We start from the raw sequence: 25,629 nt of genomic DNA, 5'->3' as shown, positions 1-25,629 counted from the left end.
TATAAAGCGGCCGGGCTTTTTGGTAAGATGGAAAGGAGAAAGGAAGAAATCGGTAAAGGCGGTGTCGGTACTTATGGAACTGCGGGAAGCGATGGATTTGACCGGGCGGATTCGCCGCAATATCGGCGAGGTGGTCGTCGGCAAGGAGGAGGTGGTCGATCTGCTGCTTGCTGCGCTGCTCGGGGACGGTCATGTGCTCTTGGAGGACGTGCCCGGCACAGGCAAAACGCTGCTTGCGAAAGCGCTTGCTAAATCGCTCGGCGGCGGGTTCAAGCGAGTCCAGTTTACGCCGGACCTGCTGCCTTCGGATCTGAGCGGCATTCATTTTTTCAATCAGAAAACGGGGGAGTTCGAGTTTCGCCCGGGTCCGGTGTTTACGCACGTGCTGCTGGCGGACGAGATCAACCGGGCGACGCCGCGCACGCAATCCAGCTTGCTGGAATGCATGGAGGAGCGCCAGGTGACGATCGACGGCGTCACGCACGAGCTGGCGTCTCCGTTTTTTGTCATGGCCACGCAAAACCCGATCGACCAGCAGGGGACCTTTCCCCTGCCGGAGGCGCAGCTGGACCGGTTCCTGATGCGGATTGCCATGGGATACCCGTCGCACGGCGAAGGGGTCGCCATCCTGCAGCGGTTTAAGGAGCGCCAGCCGCTGGCGGAAATCGGGGCGGCCGCCTCGGCCGAAGAGGTGGCGGCGGCCCAGCGGTATACGCGGACCATCCGCGTCCAGGACGATCTGCTCGGCTACATCGTGGCCGTTGCCGAAGCGACCCGGAAGCATCCGGAGGTGAAGCTGGGGGCCAGCCCGCGGGCGAGCGCGGCGCTGCTGCGCGCTTCCCAGGGCCTGGCGCTGATTCGGGGCCGGGATTACGTCACCCCCGACGACATCAAAGCGGCGGCCGTGCCGGTGCTGGCCCATCGGCTGGTGCTGCGGCAAGGCCTTCGGAGCGCGCAGGAGCAAGGCAGCGAAGTCGTCCGCCAGGCGCTGCAGCAGGTGGAGGTGCCGGCCGAGCCGCTGTTGACCGGGCTCCCGCCGACTGAGCCTCCGCTGACCGAGCCGCTGCTGACGGTCCGGGGAACGCGGGAGGATTGAACCCATGCAGCTGCCTTGGCTTATTATAAGCGCGGTTCTCCTTATCGGGCTGGTTGCCGCGGTATACCGCCGGCGCGCGCTGAAGGGGATCCGGTATGAGCGGTATTTTTCCAAACGGGCCGCATTTGAAGGCGATGAAGTCGAAATGATCGAGGTCATCGCCAACGCCAAGCTGCTGCCGCTGCCTTGGCTTCGCCTGGAATCGAGCATTCCCGCCGGGCTTGCGTTCGGAAAGCAGAGCAACCTGGCGATTCATGCCGGGGAAATCTATCAGAACCACAGCAGTCTATTTCACCTTCGTCCGTACCGGCAAATCACAAGGCGCCATAAGGTCGGGTGCGCCCACAGGGGGCTATACCGGCTGGAATCGGCCACGATGACGACGGGCGATCCGCTGGGACTAAACTCGGAGGTCAAACGCTTCCCGCTGGATCTGGAGCTGCTCGTCTATCCGCGGGCGGTTCCGCTGGAGGAGCTGCCGCTGCCGAACCACAGCTGGCTGGGGGAAGTCACCGTCCGGCGCTGGATCGTGGAGGACCCGTTTCTGACCGCAGGGATCCGCGCCTATCGTCCCGGCGATCCGCTGAGCCAGATCAACTGGAAAGCGACGGCCCGGACCGGGGAGCTGCAGGTGCACAAGCGGGATTACACCGCCGACCACCGGCTGGTGATCTGCCTTAATGCGGAGGTTAGCGATTCGATGTGGAAAACGGTGACCGCGCCGGAGCGGATCGAGCTGGGGATTCGTTATGCCGCATCGGTGGCGGAGCATGCCCTGCGCAATGGGCTGAGCGCGGGCTTTATATGCAATGCTCGGCTGACGGACGGCCCGGCGGAGCCGGTCCGCATTGAGCCGCAGGCGGCAACCGATCAACTGGAGCTGTTGCTGGAAACGATGGCGCGGCTGGTGCTGGACCGAACGGTTTCGATGGTTCGGCTGCTCGAACTGGAGCTTGAGGCGGGGGCGGCCGATACCGATTATTTGATCATTTCCTGCCACTGGGGCGAGAAGCTCGCGGAAACGGCGGAGCTGCTGCGGCGCGGCGGCAACGGCGTGGAATGGATGGAAATTCCCGATTGGGCCGATCAAGGTTCGGGAGAAGCGGGCGAATTTGATGAATGGATGAGCTTCATCAGCTCATAACGGCAGCTTGGGCGAAAACATAAGGACAAAAAATGTCGCTATTTCGGCGATATCACCCCTTTTGAGTACAATAGAGACATTTTATGCCGCTATTTTCTCGAATCGCTGCCGAAATGCCTGCGTTCATGACGAATCATAGGAAATAAGGACAAAAAATGCCGCTAACGGGGATGAACAGGCCTGGCTCCGGATAATAAGTACATAAAGCGCCGCTATTTTAACGGTCTGGTGTCTGAATCTAGACGAATTAACAGCAGGGTATCTGGATCTAGACGATTAACAGCCTAGTGTCTGGGACTGGCGATTAATGGCCTGTTGTCTGAATCTAGACGACGGTCGACGGTCGACTTTGCATCATCGTTCCAGTAGCCGGCCGGACGTCAAGTGCCGATTCCGAGGTTGAGGTGAAAAAATACCGCTATTTTAGAAACTATCTCCTGCCCCTCCCCCTGACAAAGGACAGCCAGTTCCGGCCGGCCCGCAAAATTTCCTTATATCCCGGAGGTCTGACGAGGTAATACGGGGTGATCACGCCGCCCCAGTTCGCTTTGGAACTGGCGACCGAAGGGATGTTGGCCCCGGCGAAATCGAACGTTTTCAGCCCGTTGTCCGATAAATCGCCCAGCTCAAAGCTTTGCAGCAGCTGCACGACGCCTTGATTCAAATGCTCCGTCTTGCTGGCGGCGATCCAGCCGAACGCTTTTTGATCGTCAAGGCAAATCGTGATGCTGGCGCTGACCGGCTCCCCGGAGGGCGCATAACAAACATACGCGCGAAAGGCCTCCGGCCCGAGCAGGCTCCGGGCCAGCCGCAAATCCTCCAGGCCCAGCCGGTGGGTGAAGCCTTGGCGGGCTTCCGTTCCGGCGAGGCATTGGTGCACCTCCGCCATATCTTCGGTTCTGGCCGCCCGGTAGCCGGCCGTGCCGGCCTTGCGCACCTTCGCCCGGACGTCCGCGCTGGCGCGATCCAAGCTATAAGGCAGCTCCATTACATACGTGTATTTGATATCCGCGATAAATCCGCTCCACAAAAAAGGGCGGATGTCCGTAATGTCCGTAGGAAAAACGAAGCTGGCGCTGCTGGGCGATTTCAGCATATCCGCCGCCACCGCTTCCGCCACCTCCCGCCACTGCCGGTCGATTTTGAACGGCTTGTCCGTCGGCGTGGAATGAAACACAAACGGATGATAGGGGTTCAGCGGCGGGAGATACAGCTTGCCTTTTGCGTTATAGAAAAACAACCCTTCCCCCCGGGCCGGGGAATTGGGCGCCTCGAACTCGGCAAGACGCGCCCGGCAGCCCCATTTTCGCTCGTTGAACTCAGCCCACTGCATCAGCAGCTCGCGGCGGTTTAACTCCATGATACAAAGCCTCCTTCGACTTGTTCCCTTTACCAGTTCTAACGTATGATCTTGTCCCCGCGAATATGAGCAAGGGCGGATCGGGCTTTTTGCCGGTATCCCTTCTTTGCTCCCGGCCATTTAATATATTGTGAGAAAAAATATACCTTCTATCATTAGCTCAACTTATATCATTAGCTCAACTTCTATCATAGGGGATTCGGCAGCATAGTTTTTTCGTCGAAGGAGGGATTACCGTGATACAAGTTACAAAATGGGGCGCCCGGGGCGACGGAGCGGCCGACGATACCGCCGCGATCCAGCAAGCGCTGAACCAAGCGGCCAAAACCGGGGAGACCGTATATTTTCCCAGCGGCGTTTACAAGGTGAATCCGGCCAAAGCGCTGATGGTCGGGGGAAATACGCTCATCAAAGGCGACGGCCGTTCCTCCGTCATCAAGGCGGCGCCGGACAGCTTCGGCTGGGAGCTGATGCGAATCGCCGGCAAGGAGGTGAACGTCAGCGGGATCGTGCTGGACGGCAACGAGCGCGTAAACCGCGTTCTCGCCATCGGCGGGGGCAGCTCGCGGGTGACGGTCCGCGATACGCTCGTGACGGGCGCAACCCACGACACCGACCGGCGGAGCGAATATTACGCCGGAGTCGTGGCCGGCATCGTCGTCTACGGAAATACGGAGTCGATCACGATTGATAATACGGAGGTTGCGAACGTTGCCGCCCGCAATTTGGTGGGAAGCAGCCTGGTGGCCCGGGGCATTTTCGTCACCACGACCTGGGGGAGCAAAGAACTGGCCGCGAAAAAAGTATCCGTCACGAACTGCTACATCCATCATATCAGCCCGGCCGATGACGGCGACGGGATATACTACGAGGACCCGGCGATGGAAAACAACCGGGGAACGGATGTCGACAGCGTCATTGCCGGGAACCGGTTTGACTATTGCGCCAAGCGGGCGATCAAAATTTTTGCCCAAGGCATCACCGTTAAAGGCAACGACATTCATAATCCTTATTTAAACGACAATTACTTTATGGGTACGCAAAAAGGAAAGCGCGCGCCGGACATGTACGCGGCGATCAGCGTTTACGGCGGCGGCAACACGGTGGAAGGCAACCGGATTTACGGAAACGGCAGCTATTATGCCGCGATCGAAGTCGGGGCCGGAGCCGAAGTGGCGGACATCGTGATCCAAAACAACAACATCGCCATGGGGGAACGCAGCAACGTCAAGGGTACGACCGCCATCCGGCTCGGCAGTATCCGCGATTTCCGGGTTTTGTCCAATACGATCAACAACGGGGAACGGGGAATTTGGACCTGGCAAAACGCCGACCAAGGGCTGATCAAGGATAACGTCATCCGCGTGCGGCGGGGGGGAGGCATCGACCTCACGACGTATCTCCGCAGCTACGTGCAAAAAAACATCACCTTGGCAAACAATAGAATTTCCGCCTCCTCCTACACCATCAAGACGTCGTCCGCGACCAATTCCGGCGTCGTCATCAAATAAATCCGGTTGACAAAACCACTTAAGGAGCGCCCCCCGGGCGTTCTTTTTTGCATTTGACTACTAAAACGGCGGCGCCCTGAATATAACACAATATAGCAAAACGTTATGCGGACGATAGGATGCGGATTATTCCAACAAAGGAATGGTAGGTATGGAGACTAAACGGGGGATTTTGGTGGTATCGCTGGATTTCGAACTGTATTGGGGCGTCCGGGATCTTTGCAGCATTGATGAGTATGCGGAAAAATGGGGCGGCGAACGCGAAAGAATTGCCGAAATACTAGATTTATTCCGCGATCGCGGCATTCATGCCACTTGGGCGACCGTGGGGCTGCTCTTTTTTGCCGGCAAGGAAGAGATGCTTCAGGGGCTGCCCGCGCTTAAGCCGGCATACTCGGATCCCCGTTTGTCCCCTTACGGGCATATCGCGGGCGGCGGCGTCGGACAAGGGGAGGACGATGATCCCCATCATTTTGCGCTGTCGCTGATCGAGCGGATTCGCTCCACCCCCGGCCAAAGAATCGGTTCCCACACGTTTTCGCATTATTATTCATTGGAAAAAGGACAAACCGAACGGCAATTTTACAGCGACCTGCAGGCCGCGGCGGACGTTGCCGCTAAACGGGGAATCCCCCTCGAAAGCCTGGTGCTGCCCCGCAATCAGATCCGCCGCAAATACGTCGGCCGGCTTGCGGAGCTTGGCATCAAGACGTATCGCGGCAACCCGCAGCACTGGCTGTACCGGGACGGATATTCCGTTTCCGATCCCCCGCTGAAGCGAGCGCTTAGGCTGGCGGACAGCTATTTCAACCTGACCGGCCACCATACCTATCCGGCGGAGTCGCTCGCCCCCAAGGCGCCTTTGAGCTTGCCGGCCAGCTTTTTCTTCCGCTCGCCGCCGCGTTGGCTCGGCTGGCTGGAGCCGCTGAGGCTGTACCGGATGCGGCGCAGCATGACGCACGCGGCGAAACACGGGCAGGTGTACCACCTGTGGTTTCATCCCTACAACGCCGCGGAGGAGGCGGGCATGCGGGCGCTGAAACGGCTGGCGAACCATTTTCGCCGGCTTGCCGAACGCTACGGCATGATCAGCCTGAACATGGAGGAGCTTGCCGAGGCTGTGCTTGCCGGCCGGCCGGCAGCGGAGCAGGGAGGAAGGCCGGCGGAAGGAGCGGGGGCCGAGGCTGATGCTTTCCCGGCGCGTGCGGAAGAAACGGTGTCCGCTTGCCGGACTTCCCCCGGGCCAAGTTATTCCGCAAATGAGGTGAAGCTTCATGGACATTGAGTTTTTGGGCAGAGCGGTCAAACGCCATTGTATCGCTTTTGCGGCCGTAATCGCGCTATGCATCGGCGCGGCCGTGCTGGCGAACGAGCTTGTAAGCCCGGCTTACCGGGCCGACGTCAGCCTGGTGGCCAATATCGTATCCAAGCCGGATTCCAGTACATATAACGAATTTTTGGCCAGCCAAATGCTGACGAAAACATACGAGGATACGATCCAAAGCCGGTATATCGCCTCCGAGGTCAAAAACAAGGTTTCCGCGCCGCAATCCGCCACCGAACTGCTGAAGAAAGTCAGGGTGCGGACCGATCCGGGAACGCTGGTCATCTTGCTGTCTTACACCGGGAGCGACCCCAAAGAAGCGGTAGCGATCGCCAACGCTTTTGCGGAAACGTTCGTGGCCAGATCCAAGGAAATCATCGCGGACGCCAACGTCTCGATTTTGGATTCGGCGAGCATGGAGGAGGCGGCGATCCCGGTCAGCCCGCGCAAAATGCTCAATATCGCGCTGGCGGCCTTCGCCGGTTTGTTTGCGGCGTTAAGCCTGGCGTTGGCTCTGGAAAAAAGGGACGAGCGAAAAAAGGCGCGGCGCTATTTGCCGGAAGATTACCCGGGCACCCTGAGAGACATTGGTCCGGATGGAAGAAATTATAGAGGAGGGGCGATACGATGAATTTTGCGATCGCGGGATGCGGACATATCGCGGGCAAACATATCGAGGCGATCGAGAATACGGAGGGAGCCCGGCTGGTTGCCGTATGCGACCCGAATCCGGGGCGGCTGGCGGAGATGCGGATGCGACTGCCGGACGCGGCCTGCTATGCCGAGCTCGGCACGCTGCTGGAACGGGAGCCGGACGTGGACGCGGTGTGCGTCTGCGCGCCGAGCGGGCTGCACGCGCAGCTGGCGCTGAAAGCCGCGGCCGCCGGCAAGCATCTGGTGCTGGAGAAGCCGGTGACGCTTGATCTGGAGGAAGCGGAGCGGCTGCGGCAGGCCGTGCGCGCCGCCGGGGTACGGGCGGCGGTCGTGCACCCGAACCGGTTCAGGCCGGCGATCCGGCATTTAAAAAACGCGCTGGCGCAAAACCGGTTCGGCAAGCTGAGCCACGTAAACGTCACGGTCCGCTGGAACCGCAGCCAGGCGTATTACGATCAGGCCGCCTGGCGGGGAACCAAAGCGATGGACGGCGGCGTGCTGATGAATCAGGCGATCCATGGCCTCGATTTGCTGCAGTGGCTGTTCGGCCCGGTGGCCGAAGTCAAATCGCTCGTCGCCACGCGCGTCAGGCGGATCGAAGCGGAGGACGTGGCGATCGCCGCGATCCGGCTGGAGAGCGGGGCGCTTGGCGTGATCGAAGCGGCCACGACGGTGTACGGGCACAACCTGGAGGAGACGATCGCCGTCTTCGGCGAAACCGGCTATGCCGTCATCGGCGGACGGACGGCCAACTGGATCCGCCATTGGGCGTGCGCGGGCATGTCGGAAGAGGAGACGGCGGCGCTGATCCGCGAGGTGGAGCAGGACCCGTACGGCATTCCGGGGCATCAGTGCATCATCGCCGACCTGGTAGGCGCGGTAGCCGAAGGCCGCGAGCCGGCGGTCACGCTGGAGGACGGCATCCGCGCCGTCGAGCTGGCGCTGCAGATGACCGGGGGCGGCCGCGGCGGAGATTTCCGTCTGGTTCCCGAAGGCGCGGGAAAGGGGGAAGTTTGAATGCGAACGGAAGTCTTGAGAGCCGGGTCTTCCCGTTATGGCCGCATGGAGCTGCTGCGCAAGCTGGAGGACAAAACGGCGGTCATCGGCGTGATCGGCCTCGGTTACGTCGGGCTGCCGCTGGCCGTGGAAAAAGCGAAGGCCGGCTACCGCGTCATCGGCTTTGACGTGCAAGCCCGGAAAATCGACATGTTAAACAGCGGGCATAACTACATCGGCGACGTAGTCGATGAGGATTTGCGGGAAATGGTGAGGGACGGACGGCTTAGCGCGACGGCGGACTATTCCTTTTTGAAAGGCGTGGACGCGGTCGCCGTCTGCGTGCCGACCCCGCTCGATATTTACCGGCAGCCGGACACGAGCTACGTGGAGAACTCGGCCCGCGAGATCGCCAAATTCCTGCATCCGGGGATGCTCGTCGTCCTAGAAAGCACGACCTATCCCGGCACGACGGATGAACTGGTCAGGCCGATTCTCGAAGCGACGGGGCTGCGCTGCGGCAGCGATTTTTTTCTGGCTTATTCGCCGGAACGAGTGGATCCCGGAAACAAAACGTTTAATACGAAAAACACGCCCAAGGTGGTCGGCGGCGTAACTCCGGCCTGCTCGGAGGTGGCGGAAACGCTGTACCGGCAGGTGCTCAACGGGGACGTTCATGTCGTGTCCAGCCCGGCGGTGGCGGAAATGGAGAAAATTTACGAAAACACGTTCCGCCATATCAACATCGCGCTGGCCAACGAAATGGCCGTCCTTTGCAGCCGCATGGGGATCAACGTATGGGAAGTCATCGACGCGGCGAAATCCAAGCCCTACGGGTTTATGGCTTTTTATCCGGGACCGGGGCTCGGCGGACACTGCATCCCGATCGATCCGTTTTATTTGACCTGGAAAGCGCGGGAATACGGCTACCATACGCGGCTTATCGAACTGGCCGGCGAAATCAACAACGCAATGCCGGAATTCGTCGTGCAGAAAATCGCCGAGATCCTGAACCGGGACGGCAAGCCGCTGCGCGGCTCGACCGTATATTTGCTGGGCGTGGCTTACAAAAAAGACATCGACGATTACCGGGAGTCGCCGGTGTTGACCATGATCGGCCTGCTGGAGGAACGGGGCGCGAACGTGCGGGTCAGCGACACGCATATCCCCGAATTCCACTGGCGCGGGAAGCGTTACGTGTGCGAGGAAGTGACGGAGCGGCGGGTCGGCGAGGCGGACATTGCGGTGATCACGACCGATCACTCCGGATTTGACTACGACCTGATCGGCAGAGCCAGCCGTATTTTGCTCGACACCCGTAACGGTATGCGGGGCCGGCGGAAGCCGGACAATTATTATTTGCTCTGATTTTAAAAATTTAAGTTGAGGAGTCAGTGGAATGGGAAACGGATATGTGCATTCAACCGCGGTAGTCGATCCCGGCGCGCAAATCGGGGAGGGGACGAAAATATGGCATTTCACGCATGTGTCGGCCACGTCCGTGATCGGAAAGCGCTGCAGCCTCGGGCAAAACGTGTATGTCGCCGACCGCGTGACGATCGGGGACGGGGTGAAAATCCAAAACAATGTTTCCGTTTACGAAGGAGTCATTTTGGAGGATGAAGTGTTTTGCGGGCCGAGTATGGTGTTCACCAACGTGCTGACCCCGCGTGCGGCTTTTCCGCGCAACCGCAGCACCGATTACCAGGTAACCCGGGTCGGGCGGGGCGCTTCGATCGGCGCGAACGCGACCGTCGTCTGCGGGGTGGCGATCGGGGAATGGGCTTTGGTGGGCGCGGGGGCCGTCGTCACCCGGGACGTCGCGCCGCATGCGCTGGTCGCCGGGGTGCCCGCGCGGCAAATCGGCTGGGTCTGCCGCTGCGGGCAAACGCTTGGCTTTAAGGCGGGGCTTGCGGCCTGCGGGGACTGCGGCAGGGAATACCGGCTGGAGCAGGATCGCATCGCCATGTTGAAGGAGGCGAATCCGGCATGAATCAGGCGCAGGGCTTAAACGGTTACGGGACAGGTGATGGCGATCAAACCGCCGATCCCATTCCCGTGTTGGATCTGAAGCGGGAGGTCGCCGAGCTGAAGCCGCGGCTGCTGGAAGCGATTGAGGCCGTATTGGACGAAGCGGCGTTTATTATGGGGAACCAGGTGAAGCAACTGGAGCGGGAAGCCGCCGATTACCTGGGCGTACGGCACGCGATCGCCCTGAATTCCGGCACGGACGCGCTCGTCATCGCCCTGCTGGCGGCCGGAATCGGCCCCGGCGACGAAGTGATCACGACGCCGTTCACGTTTTTTGCCACCGCGGAGGCGATCAGCCGAGTGCAGGCGGTTCCGGTGTTTGCCGACGTCGATCCCGCGACGTTCAACCTGAACCCGGACAGCCTGGAGGCGGCCATCACGCCGCGGACAAAAGCGCTCCTCCCGGTGCATTTGTTCGGCCGTCCGGCGGAGATGGGCCGGATTATGGACATCGCACGGGCGCATGGGCTGATCGTCATCGAGGACGCCGCTCAGGCGTTCGGCGCGGAAACGGGCGGACGCAAGGCGGGAACGATCGGGCACGCGGGCTGCTATTCCTTTTTTCCTTCCAAAAATCTCGGCGCCTACGGCGACGGCGGCATGCTGGCGACGGACGATCCGGCGCTGGCCGAGACGGCGGCGATGCTGCGGACGCACGGCTCGAAGCGGAAGTACTACAACGAGCGGATCGGCTTCAATTCCCGGCTCGACGAGCTGCAGGCGGCCATATTGCGGGTGAAGCTCCCGCACGTCGACGCCTGGAACGAGCAGCGCCGACTTGCCGCGGACCGCTACGGGGAACTGCTGCATGGGCTGGATGGGCTTATTTTGCCGGAGAAATGCGAGGGCGGTGTCAAGCACGTATATCATCAATACACGATCAGGGTGCTGAACGGGAAAAGAGACGAGCTTAAGGCCGCCCTGGCCGCCGCGGGGATCAGCACGATCGCGTATTATCCGCTGCCGGTCCACAAGCTTCCCGTTTATATGGCCGATAACGGGGGGACGCCGCTGCCGATGGCCGAACAGCTGTCGCAGGAGGTGCTGTCGCTGCCGATCGGGCCGCACCTCGGAGAGGATGCGCAGCGTTACATCGCCGGGCATATCGAGCGTTTCATGAAATCAAGTAAGGATTGAGAAGCGAAACATGTTCAAAAAGTTACCCTTCGCGCGGCAAATTTACGGCCTGCGGGAGCTGTTTCATGTCCGCCATGCCGTCAGTTTGTTCCGCAAGCTGGCCGGCGACGGCTTTTTGCGCAACGTGTTCGTGCTGGCCAGCGGAACGATCGTCAGCCAGGTCATCATTCTGGCGACGCTGCCGATTTTAACCCGGCTTTATTCGCCTTCGGAATACGGGACGTATTCGATGTACCTGTCGATCATCGGCATTCTGCTCATGGTCATTTCCTTTTCGTACGAAAACGCCATTACCTTGCCGGAGGACGACCGCACGGCCTCGAGCGTGCTAAGCCTGTCGCTTAGGATTTGCATCGGCGTCAGCATCGCCAGCGGCATCGGCATTCACATTTTGGAGGGGCCGCTGGCGGCTTGGATGCATGAATCCTACGTTGCCCATTATTACCTGCTGTTTATCGTCAGCCTGTTTGGCGCCGGTTTTTATCAAATTTTGAATTATTGGTCCATCCGCAAAAAATATTTCCGCGAGCTGGCGCGAACGAAATACACGCAAAGCATCGCCCAGGTATCTTCGCAGATCGGGCTCAGCCTGTTTCAACTGGGCCCGCTTGGCCTTATCGTCGGCGACATTATCGGCCGCTTCGGTGGCCTCGTTCCGCAGTGGAAGCTGTGGCGGCGCGATGTGAAGCGGCAGCAAATCGTCTCGGGCTGGGCCGATCTGCGGGACAGCGCGTACCGGTACCGGAGGTTTCCGCTGCTGTCGATGTCGTCCAACGTGTTGAACAGCATCGTGCTGTACATACCGGCGATTTTGCTGGCCTCGTTGTACGGGACTCAAGTGGCCGGGTGGTTTGCGCTGTGCCAGCGCATTCTCGGGTCGCCGATGACGCTGATTATGACTTCTGTCCGCAATGTGTATTTGTCGGAATCATCGGACTATATGATCAATGATCCGAGCCGGCTTTACCCCTTGTTTCGCAAAACGGTCCGCAATGTTTTCCTTGTCGGTCTGCTGATTATTCTGGCGCTCGTTGGCGTCGGCCCTTTTCTGTTTCCGTTTCTGTTCGGCGGCGAATGGGCCGAGTCCGGCAGCTATATCCGCATCTTGTCGGTCATGTATTTGAGCCAGTTCGTCGCCAATTCGGTCGGCTCGACGATCGACGTGATGGAGCGGCAGGACCTTCACCTGTACCGGGAAATCATCCGTACGTTTCTGATTCTCGGTTCCCTGACGTTCGCCTGGTTCACCCATCAGACGGCGGAAACGGCGATCTGGCTGTTCAGCGGCGCTTCGACGCTTGGCTATGTGCTGCATCTGATGCTCTCCTGGCATTCGGTGCGGAAATACAAGGCGCAGGGCGAAGCGGGGAGCGAACCAATACAGAGCAAGGAGCGAGGATAAGGGAATGTTGACGGTATACTCTCCCCTGTCACGCCTGCCGGAAAGAGAATACATCTACCGCGTGGTTTTGGGGGAATTTCTGGGACTTGAATACAACGTGGTTTACGGGGACGGCAAACAGATCGAACTGGTCATGATTGAAGCTACGGCGGCTTCGGATATTTCGAAAACTTCGAAAACATCGGAAACTTCGGATATTTCGGGTGCCTCGGGTGCCTCGGGGGCCTCGGGGGCCTCGAATGCCTCGAATGCCTCGGATGCCTCGGGGGCCGCAGGTTCGGGCCGCTCTTCGGACACGCGCACTGTAACGCCGGTGTCCGCCAAAAGGCTGCGGATGCCGGACGTGCTGCTGCAAACCCCCGATGCGCTCTGGCTAAAGGAGGCTTCCCTGCCGCGCCTTCCGTTGGACCGGTTTCGGCCGCCGGGCAGCGGCGAGGCGGAACCGCCGCTCCCGGTTATTTACGGGCGGAAAGGCGGGAAGGGCGAATATGTCGAGGCGGACGTAGAGGGATTTTACCTGGGGATCGATGTGTTCGGCAGCAGCCTGTTTATGCTGACGCGCTACGAGGAGCTGGTCATCCGCGAGCGCGACCCGATCGACCGGTTTCCGGCCACGGCGTCGCTCGCCTACCGCGAGTCCTTCCTGGACCGGCCGATCGTCAACGAATACGTGGAGGTGCTGTGGCGGTTCATGAAGCGGCTGTGGCCCGGTCTGACCCGAAAAGTGAGAACGCCGGCGGTCCGCATAACCCATGACGTCGATTTTCCCTTTTACATCTATGGCCGCAGCCGGCTGCGCGTGTTTCGGGATATCGTCATGGATGTGCTTCGGCGGCGGGATCTCGAATCCGGCCGGAAGAAGGCCAGAATGCTGTACCGGGGGCGGGAGAGCCTGGCCGGAGATCCGTACAACACCTTCTCCTGGCTGATGGACCAGAGCGAACGGGCCGGAATCCGCAGCGCTTTTTATTTCATCACCGAGAAGACCAAACCGGGCATTGACGGCAATTATGCGATCGAGGATCCGAGGATTCAGCAGCTGCTGCGCGAAATTCACGCCCGGGGCCATGAAATCGGCCTGCATCCGAGCTACAACACCTACTTGAACCCGGCCCGCATCCGCCAGCAATTTCAAAAGCTGGTGGAAATCGCCCGGGCCAACGGCATCAGGCAGGACCGCTGGGGTGGAAGACAGCATTATTTGCGCTGGCAGGCCCCGGATACGTGGCAGTTTTGGGAGGACGCGGGACTGCAGTATGACAGCACGCTCAGCTATGCCGACCGGGCGGGCTTTCGCTGCGGCGTCTGTTACGAATTCCCGGTGTTTAATCTGAAAACCCGGAAGGCGCTGGCCTTGCGGGAACGCCCCCTGATCGTCATGGATCAGACGATTTTGCATCCGGAGTACATGGGGCTGGACCATGAGCAGGCTTATGATGCAATCCGCGGCTATTATCGGGAATGTATGAAATACAGCGGGGACTTTACGATGCTGTGGCATAACAGCCAGCTGCTGAAAACTTCGGAGCGCGCCGTTTACAGCAAATGCCTGGAGCTCATCGCCGCTTCACCGTAATCGTTAGGAGGAAGCCGTTTTGAAAATTGCCTATTTGATCCACTGGAACGAAGGACCGGACAGCGGGGTGTACAAAAAAGTGACCGGCCAGGCGCTCGCTTGGGCATCGCTGGGCCACGAGCCGGCGCTGTTTCTGTTCACCAGCCGGCATGGCGAAAGCTGGGAGGAAGCGGCAGGCGGCGGAATCCCGGTCATCGTGGAAACGTATCGGGGAAAGCCCGGCAGGTTGGCGCGTTTTCGGGCCTTGCTTGCAGACTTGCGCGCCTGGGGGCCCGATGTCGTTTACCATCGCTTCGATCTGTATTACCCTTCGCTCCCCCGGCTGCTTCGGGAATTTCCTTCGGTGCTTGAAATCAACACCAACGATGTGTCCGAACTGGCGCTGGAGCGCGGCCCGGGCCGGCTGCGTTATTACTACCACCGGCTGACGCGCCGCTTCGTGCTCGGGGCCGCCGGCGGGTTCGTGTTCGTCAGCGGCGAGCTGGCGGAAGCCCCGTGCTTCCGCCGTTACGCGAAGGACAAGGCGGTCATCGGCAATGGGATCGACCTGGCGCGGTACGCGTTGGCACGGGAGGGCGGCGAAGTGCGGCCCGTTGAAGCGCAAGCCGCTGAAGTGCAGGTTGCTGAAGCGCAGGCCGTTGGGGCGCAGGCCGCTGGAGCGTGCAACCCGTCCAGCCGGGAGGTTGGCCAAGCGGCGAGCCCCGCAGAAGACGGAAGTGAAGCTGAACCTATGGCCGAAGACGCATGTTTTACCGATTCGCGCGCATCTTCGGCCGGCCCGCACGCGCCAGCGGCTGGCCCGCACTCGGCGGCTTCCCTAGCCGGAGCCGAAGACGCCGTCCGCTTCGTGTTTCTCGGGTCGGCCGGGCAGGCTTGGCACGGGGTGGACCATATCGCCGAGCTGGCCGCGGCCAAACCGCATTGGCGATTTGACATCGTCGGCGTGGAGCGCGGGGAGCTGGCGCTGCCGATTCCGCCCAATATGACGTTCCACGGCCGGCTGCTGCAGCGCGGCTACCAGCCGCTGCTCGACCGGGCCGACATCGCGATCGGCACGCTGGCGCTGTACCGCAAAGGGATGGAGGAAGCGTCCCCGCTGAAGGTCCGGGAATACCTGGCCAACGGGCTTCCGGTCATTACGGCGTACCGGGAGACCGATTTTCCCGATCCGGTTCCGTTTGTCCTGCAGCTGCCGAACAGGCCGGGAAATGTGCTGGAAAACCTCCCGGCGATCGAGCGGTTTGCGCGGAGCTGGAAAGGACGCAGGGTGGAGCCGAACGGCATCGGGCATTTGGACACCGCCGTCAAGGAGGCGGCCCGGGTCGGATATATGGAACGGATCAGGGAACGGAAAAGAGGGAGTTAAGGGATGCCGGTGCTGACCTTGTTTTGGCTGGCGCTGCTTGTCGGGGCTGCAGCCGTGTTCTTTTTGCAGTGCCTGCTGGTTCTGAAAATGAAAGTGGATGCCGCGTACCTGTTTGCTTTCTGCATCTACTTCGACCTGTTCGGCTACTTTTACAAGCTCTTGGCGCCGGGGCAAGCGCTCGTGCTGCTGATCGCGCTTCCGCTTTTGCCGGTGCTCGCCGCCCTGTTTCATAGGCCTACTTCAGCGCGAGATATTTTCCGGGACCCCGGGGTTTGGCTTTGGGCGATTTTTTTCGTTTACGCGCTGGTCTCGCTGGCCTGGGCGCCATCCGATTCGGCGGGCCTGACGAAAGAAATCGTGTTGTTTGCCCACGGCGTGATCCCGGCGGCATACATTTACATTGTTTATAAAAAATACGGCAAGTTCTCCTGGACCGCCGTCGCCTGGGTTGGGTTGGCGTTTGCCGCCGCCCATCTGCTGCTGGGCGAATACTCGGGGGAATATCCCGGCAGGCTGACGCTGCCCGGCGGCAACCCGATCTTCCACGCGCGGGCTTCGCTGATGACGGCAACCGTTTGTTTGTGGGCGAAGCCGATACCGCTGCCGCTCCGGTTGACGGCGCTGGCGGCGGCGCTCGTTTCGGCCTTTGCCACGCAGTCGCGCGGTCCGGTGGTCGTATTCGCGGCGGCCAACGCCGTCATGTTCGCCGTGTGGCTGATCCGGAAATACCGCAATAAACGGTTCGGGCTGTCCCGGCTGCTGGTGCCGCTGCTGCTCCTGCTTCCCCTGGCCGGCGCGGCCTTGTCCGCTTACGGACCGCAGCTTGCGCAGTGGATCGGCGGCAGCCGGTTTATGGTGCTTTTCGACGTCAATCAGCTCTTTGGCGACGATAATTACATCGGGCGGCTGGAGCTGCAGGCGAAGGCGCTGGAAAAGTTTGCGGCATCGCCCTTTTTCGGGGCCGGACTGGGGAGTGTGACGCAACCGCTGGCCCGGGATTTTCCGCACAATATCGTGCTGGAAATCGCCGCCGAAGGGGGAATCGCCGGGCTGACGTTATGGACCTTCGCCGTTTTATTCGCATTGGGGGCGGCCGTCGGACGGTCGCCGCTGCTTGCCGTCCTGCTGCTGCAGACGGCCGGGTACGCGCTCGTGAGCGGGGACTTCGGATTCAACTACGAATACGTCGTGATCGCGTTTACCGCCCTGTCGCTTATGCCGCAAAGACAACCGAAAGGAGCCGTTAGTACGCTATGAAAATCCTGTTTCTTATCACCGGGTTTGACTATGCCGGCGCGGAAAGCCAGGTCGTCCTGCTGTGCCGGGATTTGCGGGCCAGAGGCTGCGAAGTCAGGCTCGTCACGATGATTCCGCCGGTCGCGTACCTTGACGAATTGCGCGGGCTTGGCGTGGACGTGCGCTCGCTGAACATGAAGAAAGGCGTCCCCGATCCCCGCGCCATTTTCCGCCTGGCGAGGATCATCCGGGAAATGCGGCCGGACGTCGTCCACAGCCATCTGGTCCACGCCAACCTGCTGGCCCGGGCCACCCGCTTGTTCGTGCGGATTCCGTTCTTGATTTGCTCCGCCCACAATATAAATGAGGGGGGAAGATGGCGGGAATTGCTGTACCGGCTCAGCGACCCGCTCGGCGATTTGCTGACGAACGTCAGCCGGGAAGCGGTCGAACAATATATTAAACGGAAAATCGCGCCCCGCCGCAAAATCGTTCTGATGGAAAACGGGATCGATCTTAGCCGGTTTGCACAGGATGAGCGGGAGTGCGCGCGGATACGCGCCGAGATGGACATCTGCGGCTCGCCGAAGCCGTTCGTTTGGCTGGCCGCCGGGCGTTTTGTCCCGGAGAAAGATTACCCGGCCATGCTGCTCGCCTTCGCGAAGGTGCTGCAGGCTTATCCGCACAGCCGCCTGTGGATCGCCGGAATCGGCCCGGAGCGGCCGCGCGCCGGACAATTGGCCGTGAAGCTGGGGATCGAAGACCGGGTGCGGTTTCTCGGCATTCGCACCGACATCCCCGCACTGATGAACGCGGCCGACGGTTACGTGCTTTCCTCCAAATGGGAAGGATTGCCCATCGTGCTGCTGGAGGCCGCCGCCAGCGGTCTGCCGATCGTCGCCACCCGCGTCGGCGGAAACGCGGAGGCCGTACAGGACGGTGTGAGCGGCTATATCGTTGAACCGGAGGCTCCCGATGAGCTCGCCGGAGCGATGGAGCGCATCATGGCCCTGGCCCCGGAAGACCGGGAGGAGATGGGCGAGCGCGGCCGGATCCATGTGGCGGAGCATTACGAGATCGGGCGCGTCGCGGCGAAATGGGCGGAGCTTTACGGCCAAGCCGCAGGGCGGAGCCTGGCGCCCGCGGAAGCGGCGCTCGGAAGCGGGGTGGGGGAAGGATGAGCGGCAAAGCGGCTTATGTCGCGACCGTTTACGCCCACTTGGCCGCGTTCCACCTGCCGTTTATGCGGGATTTGGAAAGCCGCGGCTTTGAGGTGCACGCCTATGCGGCTCCCGATCACTGCCGCGACGAATTGCTTGGGGCGGGCTTTGTCTGCCGCGATCTTCCGTTCAGCCGCCGGCCGCTTACGTCCGGCAACTTCAAGGCGCTGCTTGAACTCGCGAAATGGATGCGGCGTGAGCGGTACGAGTTGGTCCACGTCCATACCCCGAACGCCGGCGTCATCTGCCGGCTGGCGGCGGCTTGGGCCGGCGGCGGCAAGGTTCTGTACACCGCGCACGGGTTCCACTTTTACAGCGGCGCGCCGTGGCGGAATTGGCTGCTTTATTATCCGCTGGAGCGCTTGATGGCTCGTTTTACGGACGTGCTGATTACGATCAACCGGGAGGATTACGAACGCGCCGCCCGTTTTCCGGTTCGCGGAAAGGCTGCGTATTTGCCGGGCGTCGGCGTCGATCTTGGGGAGTTTGCCCCGGCCTCCGCCGCCGAGGCGGCGCGGCTGCGCCGGGAGCTGGGCCTTGCGCCGGGAGACTTTGCGATTCTTTGCATCGCCGAGCTGAACGGCAACAAAAACCAGCGGCAGCTGCTGGAGGCTTTGCGGGAGCTGCGCGGGCGGGCGGTTCCCGCCGTCCTGCTGCTGGCGGGAACCGGCGGCCGGGAGCGCCATTACCGGCAGCTTGCGGAGGATCTCGGACTGCGGGAAGCGGTTCGTTTCCTCGGTTACCGCAAGGATATTCCGCAGCTGCTTCAGGCCGCCGACGTGCTGGTGCTTTCGTCCCGCCGGGAAGGGCTGCCGCGCGCGCTGCTCGAAGGCCTGGCGGCAGGCAAACCGCTGGTGGCCACGGACGTGCGGGGCAGCCGGGATTTGGCCGTCCCGGGGCACAACGGCTATCTCGTTCCGGTAGGGGACGCCCGGGCCGCCGCGGAGGCCTTGGCCGAGCTGTATGAGCATCCCGGGCTGCGGCGGCGGATGGGCGCAGCCAGCCGGATACTGGCCGCGGAGTACGATCTGGATAGGGTGCGCCGGGAACTGGCCGGAATTTATGCTGAAGCGGAAGGAAAAGGGAATGGGAAAGGGAATGTCCGCGTCCCCGCACGGCATGATGCGCAGCCGCTGCGGACCGGCGCCGGGGAAAAGGAGGGGAGCCTTTGATTAAACTGTATCGGAGCAGGGGAATGAAGGTGGTGTTATGGCTGCTGGACGGCCTGATGGTTTATGCCGGCTGTTTGCTTGCCGAGCGGCTGCTGGTACTGGCGGGCAGAGCCTTCCCGCTTGTTGCGGTCCAGGAGGCCTTTTTCCGCAATGCCCCGTGGCTTGTGCTGTTTACGATCGTGACATACTATTTTTTTAATTTGTATGATTTGGCCGGGCGGCGCAAACCATCGCAGTTTTTGTTCAATCTCGTATTGGCCCAGCTGTTTATCGCGGCCGAACTGATCGTTTTCGGGTATGGGACGCGGTCGTTTTTTTTGCCGCCGTGGCTGCTGTTTGTGACTTTTTTTGTACAATTGCTGCTGTCGTTTGGTCTGAGGCTGCTGTTGTTTTTTGTACAGAGTCAGGGCATCGGCCGCAAACGGACGTTGGTCGTCATCGGCCCCGGCTCGCCTTCGGACTTGACCACTCTGCACAAAATCATGCTCAAAGGCAAACCTTGCTTCCACATTGAACGGATCATCCAAAGTGCCGAGGCGGGGGAGAGGCTGCCGGAGCACGTCTGGACGGGCATCGAAGCGCTGATCGTCGGCCCCGGTCTGCCTTCCCCGGCGAAAGCGGAATGGGTCCGACTGGCCGGGCGGAGAAATGTGGAGGTCGTCATGATTCCGGACTTTTATGAGCTGTATTTGGCCGACGCCGAGCCGCAGCAAATCGACGATCTGCTTGTCTATTCGCTGATGCCGCCGCATCTTTCGCTGCCGGAGCGGCTCGTCAAGCGCCTGTTCGACCTGCTGGTCTCCGGGCTGCTGCTGCTGGCGGCCTCCCCCGTCATGCTGTTCATGTTTGCGGCGATTCCGCTGACATCCAAAGGCAAAGCGCTGTACGTGCAGGAGCGCGTCGGGCTTGCGGAAAAGCCTTTCCCGCTCTATAAATTCCGCAGCATGGTGGAAGACGCCGAGGGGATGACCGGCCCCGTGCTGGCGGGGCGGGACGATCCCCGGATCACGCGGCTGGGCCGGTTCATGCGGTCTACCCGCATCGACGAGCTGCCGCAGCTGTTCAACGTGCTGCTTGGGCAGATGAGCCTGGTTGGCCCCCGGCCGGAGCGGGCGTTTTTCATCAACCGGTTCAAGGAGGAGCTGCCCCACTATACATACCGCATGATGGTCAAACCCGGGCTGACCGGTTACGCCCAGGTGATGGCCGGCTATGCGTCCACGCCGTCCGACAAGCTTCGCTACGATCTGATGTACATCAAACGATACTCGCTGCTGCTCGATATCCAGATTTTGTTCCAGACGATCCGGGTCATTCTTCAGCGCGAGCAGGCAAAGGGGGTGGAGCATCCGGCGCCGTCGCCCGCTCCGTTGCCGGTGGCGCCGCCGCCTATGGCTTCGTCCTCATCGTTTGAGGGAACTTCATAGACCGCCGCCGCGGCCCCCGCCATCGAGGACCCCGCATCGTCCTCCCATACCAGAGAGGAGAAGGTTTGCGGCCGGCTAAAGAAAAACAACCGCTAAACGCACTTCAGCTTTATTGCGCCAGCGATCGGCGCTTTTTTGTTGTTGAGACTAGCCTACCGGCATGGCCATTGGATATATCCAATAGAATTGGAAATCCAATGGTAAATACGACCGCCTGATTGGATTTTTCCAATCAAACTTCCGCTCTCCGCCTGAAATCGGGTCATTTGTCCTGGAATTTCACGTATGAATAGCCTGACTAACCTGGAAATCGGCGCTTGGCGGTTGGCTCCTGGAACGGCGAAGAGGACCAACCATCGGCTGCAAAATAGCGGCACTTTATGTACTTATTATCCGGAGCCAAGCCTGTTCATTCCCAATAGCGGCAATTTGTGTACTTATTTTCCAGGTATGGTCCGAAACGCGGGCATTTCCTTGCGACGGGGGGAAATAACGACATAAAATGCCTCTATTGCACTCAAACAGACGGATATCGCCGGAATAGCAACACTTTTTGCCCTTATGTTCTAAGTTTCTCGCTGGAGTTTCTCGGGCAGTCCGGATTTTTGCAGGTTGAGTTTGAGTCGCTTTCTCCTCTTTTTCCGGCAGAGGCTTGGTTGGCTGCGCATTTAAAAAAAGCCGCAGCAAACTCCCCAGGCGGTGTTTCTCGTACGCGATCTCTCTCTTGATGTTTCTGAAATGATGCTTTATGCTGGGGGAGATATTGAACTTAATTGAAGAGGTGATCGCGCATGGCTTTTCAGGCGAAGAGTACATTTATTAACCTGCCGGTAAAAGATTTGCAGAAAACGATGGATTTCTTCGGAAAAATCGGATTTGAGTTCAACTTGCAATTTACGGACGACAAGGCTACCTGCATGATCATCAACGACACCACCTACGCCATGCTGCTCGTGGAGCCTTATTTCCAAACATTCATCAAAAAAGAGCTTGCCGATGCGGCGAAAACCTGCGAAGTGCTTGTTTCCCTGGCCGCCGACAGCCGCGAACACGTGGACGAAATCGTCAATAAAGCCTTTGCCGCCGGGGCAGTCCCGTCGAGTGATCCGCAGGATCACGGCTTTATGTACCAGTGGGGTTTTCAGGACATAAACGGGCATATATGGGAAGTTTTCCATATGGCCGATCCTTCGTCCAACCAAGCGTAACCGGCGTAGGCGTAAACGAGATTAAGCATTGTTCATCTTTTGAGATAAAACGGTATTAAAAAGTTGGGCGGCCGACGGGAAAGTCGGCCGCTTTTTCGTTCGTTCCGCCTTTTCGCCCAAGCCGCCAGCTATTCCGGGGGTTCCGCGACATTATCGTCTGCGATGCTATTGTCCGCAATTTTTCCCGTTCCCTTGCGCTTTTCCGCTTCCGCCTCCGGGGACAGGCGGATTCCCTTTTCCACCTGGCTGATCGTGTTCCCTGTGATGCGGAAGCGGCGGACCTCGCCCAGGCGGATTCCGCTCGTATTTTGCCGGAAAGCCGCGGTGCCGCCGGAAATTTTGTTGTTTTCGATGACGAGATCATGCAGCGGCCCGGCATCGGCTTCAATCGCCGCGTAGTAGCTGCCCGTTCCGCCGATCGAATTGCCCGACACGGTCACATAGCTGGCATAAACGGAAATGGCCGAATACATATCCTGCGGAAGCGGATCGTCCGGCGGAAACAAGTAGCGGTTATCGCCGGAAAAAGAATTGGTTATACGGTTGCGGGTGACGGTTACCCCCGGTGCGGAGATTTTTATCCCCCGTTTGGCGGCGTGGTGGATGAGGTTGCCTTCGATGACGGAGCGGGATAACGGCGATTCGGCGGGCGGCTTGTCAAAAAATATTCCATCCGCGTCCTCCCGCGGCGTAATATGCGAAATGACGTTGCCGGTGATGTTGACGAACCGGGCAAACGGCTTGCCGGGTTCGCTCCAGACCATGATCCCGCGCGCCACCGGAGGATGGTGGGCCGCTGCGATGCCGGTAATCGTGCAGCCTCGGATTGTGATCTGTTCGGTGCCGCCATAAATCATCAGGCCGGAAACAACGGAGTTGAAAAGCGGGCTTTGCGGATCGTCCGAAGGGCCGAAATGCCGAATGACGCTGCCGGTGATCCGTACGTCGGACGAGCCGGTATGGATGCCGATGCCGCGGTTGAGGCGGTAACCGCCGTCGATAACCAGACCTTCCAGGCGGATGTCCCGGCCGGCAATATTGATGGCTTCGAAGCCGTGTCCGGCATCGGGCGCGGCGGCGAATTTCAGCACCGGACTCCCCTGTCCGCGTACGGACACATGGTTGCCGAGCGGCAGCGGTTGATCCGGCCGCAGCAGGTAGGTTCCCGCCGGAACGATCACTTCGGCGCCGCGACTTAAGTCAGCGGCCAAACGCAGCGTTTGCCGAAACGCCTCGGTATCGTCGGCGATACCGTCTCCTTTGGCTCCGGCATCCTTGACGTTCAATACGGCCGTAGGCGCAGTGAACGTTGCTTGCAGGCGGCAGATCGCCGGCGCCAGGCAAACGGCCAGGCCAAGCAGCGCCAACACGGCCAATTTCGTATTCCATCGCGGCCGTTTGCTTCGGCGGCTGAACCGGCCCGGCTTGCCCCCGTTCCCGAAAGGCATCGCTTAATCCCCCAAAACTTCGCCGGACATTTGCTCCCAGGCCGCCATATCCGGCATCCAATAATACAGATCGGTCTTCACAAGCGGATCGTAGGCTTTGCCGCTGTTGCCCGGAAACTGAGTATAGCCGATGTCGGCGGCTTCGATATTTTTGGCCATCCAGGCGAGGCTGATCATATCGCTTTTGGTGAGATTCGTGTCGAGAAAGTCCTTCAGCGCCTGGTTGGCCAAGTCGGGCAGCCGGGACAGGTTGTCGGGGACGAGCAGCTTTTGCGCGATCGCTTTGAGCACCAGCGCCTGGTTTTGCTGGCGGGCGTTGTCCCCGTCCGGCAGCGATTTGCGCTCCCGGACGAAGCGAAGCGCCGTTTGGCCGTCCCAATGCTGGTTGCCGGCGGGCAGCGTCAAATGGTGATAGGTCAGCCGGACGGGGGAATCGAGCTCAATGTCGATGCCGCCGATCGTGTCGACGAAATGCTCGAACCCTGCAAAATCGGTTTTGACGTAATAGTTGATGGAGCATCCGCAAAGATTGCTAACCGCTTGGATCGCCGCTTCGGTGCCGGCGTGAGCGCTTTTGCCGCGCGCTTCCGCCATCGCGTGGGCGTGGTTGATTTTGGTCAGGCCGATGCCCGGCAGGCGGACCCGGGTGTCCCTGGGAATCGACAACAGATGGACGGAACCGTTTTTCGGATTGACGTGAACCAGCATTAGCACATCGGTCCGGGAGGCTTCTGCGGCTCGCGCATCCGTCGCCAGCAGCAGGATGTTGAAGCTGCCGGCCGCTTTTTTAACGGCCCCTTCGTTTTGGGCGTTTCCTTCGTTGCCGCCAAGGCCGCCGGCTTCCGGGCGGCCATCTGTGCCGGAAAGGCCGGCGTTTGGATTTACGCCTTCGTTCGCTTTCGCTTCCGGGACGGACGAAGGCGAAGCCAACACCGGGATATCAGCGCTGCGAAAATGCCGGGACGGCTCGAATTTCAAGTACAGCCATAGCGTGCTTCCGCACAGGACAAGCACCAGCATCAATATCGATATGACCAGTTTTTTGGGTATTTTCATAGTTCCTCTCCATCTCCGGAATAGGTATATTTGCGGGCTTCTTTGCTAGCTTCATAGCAGTATATTTGCCATTGGCGCCTTCTATTCTATGGGTGCGGGAAAAAGGCGGGGAAAACTGCGCCGCACGAGTTTGCGAGCCGGGCTGCGATCGCCGGCCTGCGATTATCCGGCACCGCGGAGTATATTCCGGAAATTGCTGACATATGGTGTTTGAGACAGTGAAATCTGGCGGAAAACCGTGGAATGGGAGAGTCGGAACAATGAAAGTGTTAGTAACTGGGGGAGCGGGATTTATTGGGCGGCATACGGTAGAACTTCTTGTGGCGCAAGGAGACCAAGTGGTGGTGGTCGACCGGGCCGCGGCGGTCAGGAACCTGGGCAGGGACAAGTCGGTGACCGTGTATCAGCTGGATATCGTGTCGGAGGAGCTGGAGCATGTTTTTGCCTTAGAACGGCCGGACTCCGTCATTCACCTCGCGGCGCAGATCAGCGTCCAACGCTCCTTGCAAAAACCGCTGGACGATGCGGAAACGAACATTATGGGGACGATCCGGCTCCTTCAGCTGTGCGCGCGTTACGAGGTGCGGAAAATCATCTACGCTTCATCCGCCGCGGTTTACGGCAATCCGCGGGAGGTTCCCGTCAAGGAAACGCATGCGACGGAGCCGTTGTCCTGTTACGGCGTCTCCAAGCTGGTCGCGGAAATGTACATCCAGTCTTTTGCCGGGCGGTACAATTTGGATTATTCCATTCTCCGGTATGCCAACGTCTACGGAATACGCGAAACCCGGACCGGGGAGGACGGGGTGCTCACGGCGTTCGTGGAACGCATGATAGCGGGGCTGCCGCTCGAAGTGTACGGGGACGGCAGCCAGACGCGCGACTTTATTTATGTAAAGGATGTGGCGGCGGCCAACGCGGCGGCGCTGCGCACCGGGTCCCGGCAGGTCATGAACATCAGCAGCGGCACCGGGATTTCCCTCCTGGAAGCCGTCGACGTTCTCAGGGAGCTGAGCGGGAGAAACGTATCACCGCAGCACCGCCCCCCGCAATCGGGCGATATCGAGCATAGCGTGCTGGATAACGGCAAAGCCCGCGACGTGTTGTGGTGGCAGCCGGCTTACTCGTTTTATGCCGGGCTGCAGGAAATGGTGGAGTTCGAAGCGGAAGCGCGCAAAAACCCGCTGCTCGTTCAACGCGTCGGCACCGCCGCCGAGGATGGCGCCGAGTATACCGAAACTTCGGTTGGCTGACTGTTGGGAAAG

21 protein-coding genes are annotated in these 25,629 nt (G+C 60.2%); 18 read left to right on the top strand and 3 right to left on the bottom strand.

What is annotated here, in order from left to right; genetic code table 11:
- Positions 1-73: 73 nt before the first annotated feature.
- Positions 74-1,096: an AAA family ATPase gene (locus DYE26_RS20155; protein WP_082207959.1), complete on the top strand. Its 1,023-nt coding sequence runs from the start codon at positions 74-76 to the stop codon at positions 1,094-1,096.
- Between the two features lie 4 nt (positions 1,097-1,100).
- Positions 1,101-2,240, top strand: a complete 1,140-nt coding sequence (locus DYE26_RS20150) for a DUF58 domain-containing protein (RefSeq protein WP_051985753.1) — start codon at positions 1,101-1,103, stop codon at positions 2,238-2,240.
- A 430-nt stretch (positions 2,241-2,670) separates the two neighbouring features.
- Here the strand turns inward: DYE26_RS20150 and DYE26_RS20145 are convergent, their stop codons facing one another.
- Positions 2,671-3,600: a GNAT family N-acetyltransferase gene (locus tag DYE26_RS20145; RefSeq protein WP_036626591.1), complete on the bottom strand. Its 930-nt coding sequence runs from the start codon at positions 3,598-3,600 to the stop codon at positions 2,671-2,673.
- A gap of 236 nt (positions 3,601-3,836) precedes the next feature.
- Here DYE26_RS20145 and DYE26_RS34290 point away from each other — a divergent pair, with 236 nt between their 5' ends.
- From DYE26_RS34290 to DYE26_RS20065, 15 genes are all read left to right on the top strand, one after another.
- Positions 3,837-5,111, top strand: coding sequence for a right-handed parallel beta-helix repeat-containing protein (locus DYE26_RS34290; protein WP_036626589.1), 1,275 nt, complete (start codon positions 3,837-3,839; stop codon positions 5,109-5,111).
- A gap of 151 nt (positions 5,112-5,262) precedes the next feature.
- Positions 5,263-6,396: a polysaccharide deacetylase family protein gene (locus tag DYE26_RS20135; RefSeq protein ID WP_051985752.1), complete on the top strand. Its 1,134-nt coding sequence runs from the start codon at positions 5,263-5,265 to the stop codon at positions 6,394-6,396.
- Positions 6,386-7,066, top strand: coding sequence for a YveK family protein (locus DYE26_RS20130; RefSeq protein WP_051985751.1), 681 nt, complete (start codon positions 6,386-6,388; stop codon positions 7,064-7,066). The genes DYE26_RS20135 and DYE26_RS20130 overlap by 11 nt, the downstream gene beginning before the upstream one ends.
- Entirely contained in the window at positions 7,063-8,106 is a 1,044-nt protein-coding gene (locus tag DYE26_RS20125) for a Gfo/Idh/MocA family protein (RefSeq protein ID WP_051985750.1), read from the top strand. Before DYE26_RS20130 ends, DYE26_RS20125 begins: the two co-directional genes overlap by 4 nt.
- Positions 8,107-9,453, top strand: a complete 1,347-nt coding sequence (locus DYE26_RS20120; protein ID WP_227872875.1) for a nucleotide sugar dehydrogenase — start codon at positions 8,107-8,109, stop codon at positions 9,451-9,453.
- 31 nt (positions 9,454-9,484) lie between these two features.
- Complete coding sequence (locus DYE26_RS20115; protein ID WP_036626586.1) at positions 9,485-10,078, top strand: acyltransferase; 594 nt, start codon at positions 9,485-9,487, stop codon at positions 10,076-10,078.
- Entirely contained in the window at positions 10,075-11,253 is a 1,179-nt protein-coding gene (locus DYE26_RS20110) for a DegT/DnrJ/EryC1/StrS family aminotransferase (protein WP_051985749.1), read from the top strand. The genes DYE26_RS20115 and DYE26_RS20110 overlap by 4 nt, the downstream gene beginning before the upstream one ends.
- A 10-nt stretch (positions 11,254-11,263) precedes the next feature.
- The gene (locus DYE26_RS20105) at positions 11,264-12,655 is read left to right on the top strand and encodes a lipopolysaccharide biosynthesis protein (protein ID WP_036626584.1); all 1,392 of its coding nucleotides are present in this window, start codon (positions 11,264-11,266) and stop codon (positions 12,653-12,655) included.
- Between the two features lie 4 nt (positions 12,656-12,659).
- Complete coding sequence (locus DYE26_RS20095; RefSeq protein WP_051985748.1) at positions 12,660-14,231, top strand: polysaccharide deacetylase family protein; 1,572 nt, start codon at positions 12,660-12,662, stop codon at positions 14,229-14,231.
- Positions 14,232-14,250: 19 nt separating this feature from the next.
- Positions 14,251-15,597, top strand: a complete 1,347-nt coding sequence (locus DYE26_RS20090) for a glycosyltransferase (RefSeq protein WP_051985747.1) — start codon at positions 14,251-14,253, stop codon at positions 15,595-15,597.
- Positions 15,598-15,600: 3 nt separating this feature from the next.
- Positions 15,601-16,854: an O-antigen ligase family protein gene (locus DYE26_RS20085; RefSeq protein WP_036626583.1), complete on the top strand. Its 1,254-nt coding sequence runs from the start codon at positions 15,601-15,603 to the stop codon at positions 16,852-16,854.
- The gene (locus DYE26_RS20080) at positions 16,851-18,014 is read left to right on the top strand and encodes a glycosyltransferase (protein ID WP_036626581.1); all 1,164 of its coding nucleotides are present in this window, start codon (positions 16,851-16,853) and stop codon (positions 18,012-18,014) included. The genes DYE26_RS20085 and DYE26_RS20080 overlap by 4 nt, the downstream gene beginning before the upstream one ends.
- Positions 18,011-19,225, top strand: coding sequence for a glycosyltransferase family 4 protein (locus DYE26_RS20075; protein ID WP_051985746.1), 1,215 nt, complete (start codon positions 18,011-18,013; stop codon positions 19,223-19,225). The genes DYE26_RS20080 and DYE26_RS20075 overlap by 4 nt, the downstream gene beginning before the upstream one ends.
- Complete coding sequence (locus tag DYE26_RS20070; protein ID WP_036626579.1) at positions 19,222-20,652, top strand: sugar transferase; 1,431 nt, start codon at positions 19,222-19,224, stop codon at positions 20,650-20,652. Before DYE26_RS20075 ends, DYE26_RS20070 begins: the two co-directional genes overlap by 4 nt.
- Positions 20,653-21,443: 791 nt before the next feature.
- Entirely contained in the window at positions 21,444-21,860 is a 417-nt protein-coding gene (locus DYE26_RS20065; RefSeq protein WP_036626577.1) for a VOC family protein, read from the top strand.
- Between the two features lie 128 nt (positions 21,861-21,988).
- On the opposite strand, the gene DYE26_RS20060 is transcribed toward DYE26_RS20065, so the two are convergent.
- Together DYE26_RS20060 and DYE26_RS20055 are read right to left on the bottom strand one after the other, a co-directional pair.
- On the bottom strand, positions 21,989-23,308 hold the full coding sequence (locus tag DYE26_RS20060; RefSeq protein ID WP_036626576.1) for a right-handed parallel beta-helix repeat-containing protein: 1,320 nt from the start codon (positions 23,306-23,308) through the stop codon (positions 21,989-21,991).
- Between the two features lie 3 nt (positions 23,309-23,311).
- Positions 23,312-24,364 carry an LCP family protein gene (locus DYE26_RS20055; protein ID WP_036626574.1) on the bottom strand — a complete coding sequence of 351 codons (1,053 nt, stop codon included), beginning with the start codon at positions 24,362-24,364 and terminating at the stop codon, positions 23,312-23,314.
- A 260-nt stretch (positions 24,365-24,624) separates the two neighbouring features.
- On the opposite strand from DYE26_RS20055, the gene DYE26_RS20050 reads away from it, so the two are divergent.
- Entirely contained in the window at positions 24,625-25,617 is a 993-nt protein-coding gene (locus DYE26_RS20050; protein ID WP_051985745.1) for an NAD-dependent epimerase/dehydratase family protein, read from the top strand.
- Positions 25,618-25,629 lie beyond the last annotated feature (12 nt).

Source organism: Paenibacillus macerans (assembly GCF_900454495.1).
GTDB classification, from domain to species: domain Bacteria; phylum Bacillota; class Bacilli; order Paenibacillales; family Paenibacillaceae; genus Fontibacillus; species Fontibacillus macerans.
The sequence above is the reverse complement of the archived record's forward strand: the minus strand, read 5'-3'. Positions and strand labels throughout refer to the sequence as shown.

Bases quoted from the DNA above. Each gene is read 5' to 3' on its own strand.
- DYE26_RS20155 (WP_082207959.1), top strand. From the start codon at position 74: ATGGAACTGCGGGAAGCGATGGATTTGACCGGGCGGATTCGCCGCAAT.
- DYE26_RS20150 (WP_051985753.1), top strand. From the start codon at position 1,101: ATGCAGCTGCCTTGGCTTATTATAAGCGCGGTTCTCCTTATCGGGCTG.
- DYE26_RS20145 (WP_036626591.1), bottom strand. From the start codon at position 3,600: ATGGAGTTAAACCGCCGCGAGCTGCTGATGCAGTGGGCTGAGTTCAAC.
- DYE26_RS20135 (WP_051985752.1), top strand. From the start codon at position 5,263: ATGGAGACTAAACGGGGGATTTTGGTGGTATCGCTGGATTTCGAACTG.
- DYE26_RS20130 (WP_051985751.1), top strand. From the start codon at position 6,386: ATGGACATTGAGTTTTTGGGCAGAGCGGTCAAACGCCATTGTATCGCT.
- DYE26_RS20125 (WP_051985750.1), top strand. From the start codon at position 7,063: ATGAATTTTGCGATCGCGGGATGCGGACATATCGCGGGCAAACATATC.
- DYE26_RS20120 (WP_227872875.1), top strand. From the start codon at position 8,107: ATGCGAACGGAAGTCTTGAGAGCCGGGTCTTCCCGTTATGGCCGCATG.
- DYE26_RS20115 (WP_036626586.1), top strand. From the start codon at position 9,485: ATGGGAAACGGATATGTGCATTCAACCGCGGTAGTCGATCCCGGCGCG.
- DYE26_RS20110 (WP_051985749.1), top strand. From the start codon at position 10,075: ATGAATCAGGCGCAGGGCTTAAACGGTTACGGGACAGGTGATGGCGAT.
- DYE26_RS20105 (WP_036626584.1), top strand. From the start codon at position 11,264: ATGTTCAAAAAGTTACCCTTCGCGCGGCAAATTTACGGCCTGCGGGAG.
- DYE26_RS20095 (WP_051985748.1), top strand. From the start codon at position 12,660: ATGTTGACGGTATACTCTCCCCTGTCACGCCTGCCGGAAAGAGAATAC.
- DYE26_RS20085 (WP_036626583.1), top strand. From the start codon at position 15,601: ATGCCGGTGCTGACCTTGTTTTGGCTGGCGCTGCTTGTCGGGGCTGCA.
- DYE26_RS20080 (WP_036626581.1), top strand. From the start codon at position 16,851: ATGAAAATCCTGTTTCTTATCACCGGGTTTGACTATGCCGGCGCGGAA.
- DYE26_RS20075 (WP_051985746.1), top strand. From the start codon at position 18,011: ATGAGCGGCAAAGCGGCTTATGTCGCGACCGTTTACGCCCACTTGGCC.
- DYE26_RS20065 (WP_036626577.1), top strand. From the start codon at position 21,444: ATGGCTTTTCAGGCGAAGAGTACATTTATTAACCTGCCGGTAAAAGAT.
- DYE26_RS20060 (WP_036626576.1), bottom strand. From the start codon at position 23,308: ATGCCTTTCGGGAACGGGGGCAAGCCGGGCCGGTTCAGCCGCCGAAGC.
- DYE26_RS20055 (WP_036626574.1), bottom strand. From the start codon at position 24,364: ATGAAAATACCCAAAAAACTGGTCATATCGATATTGATGCTGGTGCTT.
- DYE26_RS20050 (WP_051985745.1), top strand. From the start codon at position 24,625: ATGAAAGTGTTAGTAACTGGGGGAGCGGGATTTATTGGGCGGCATACG.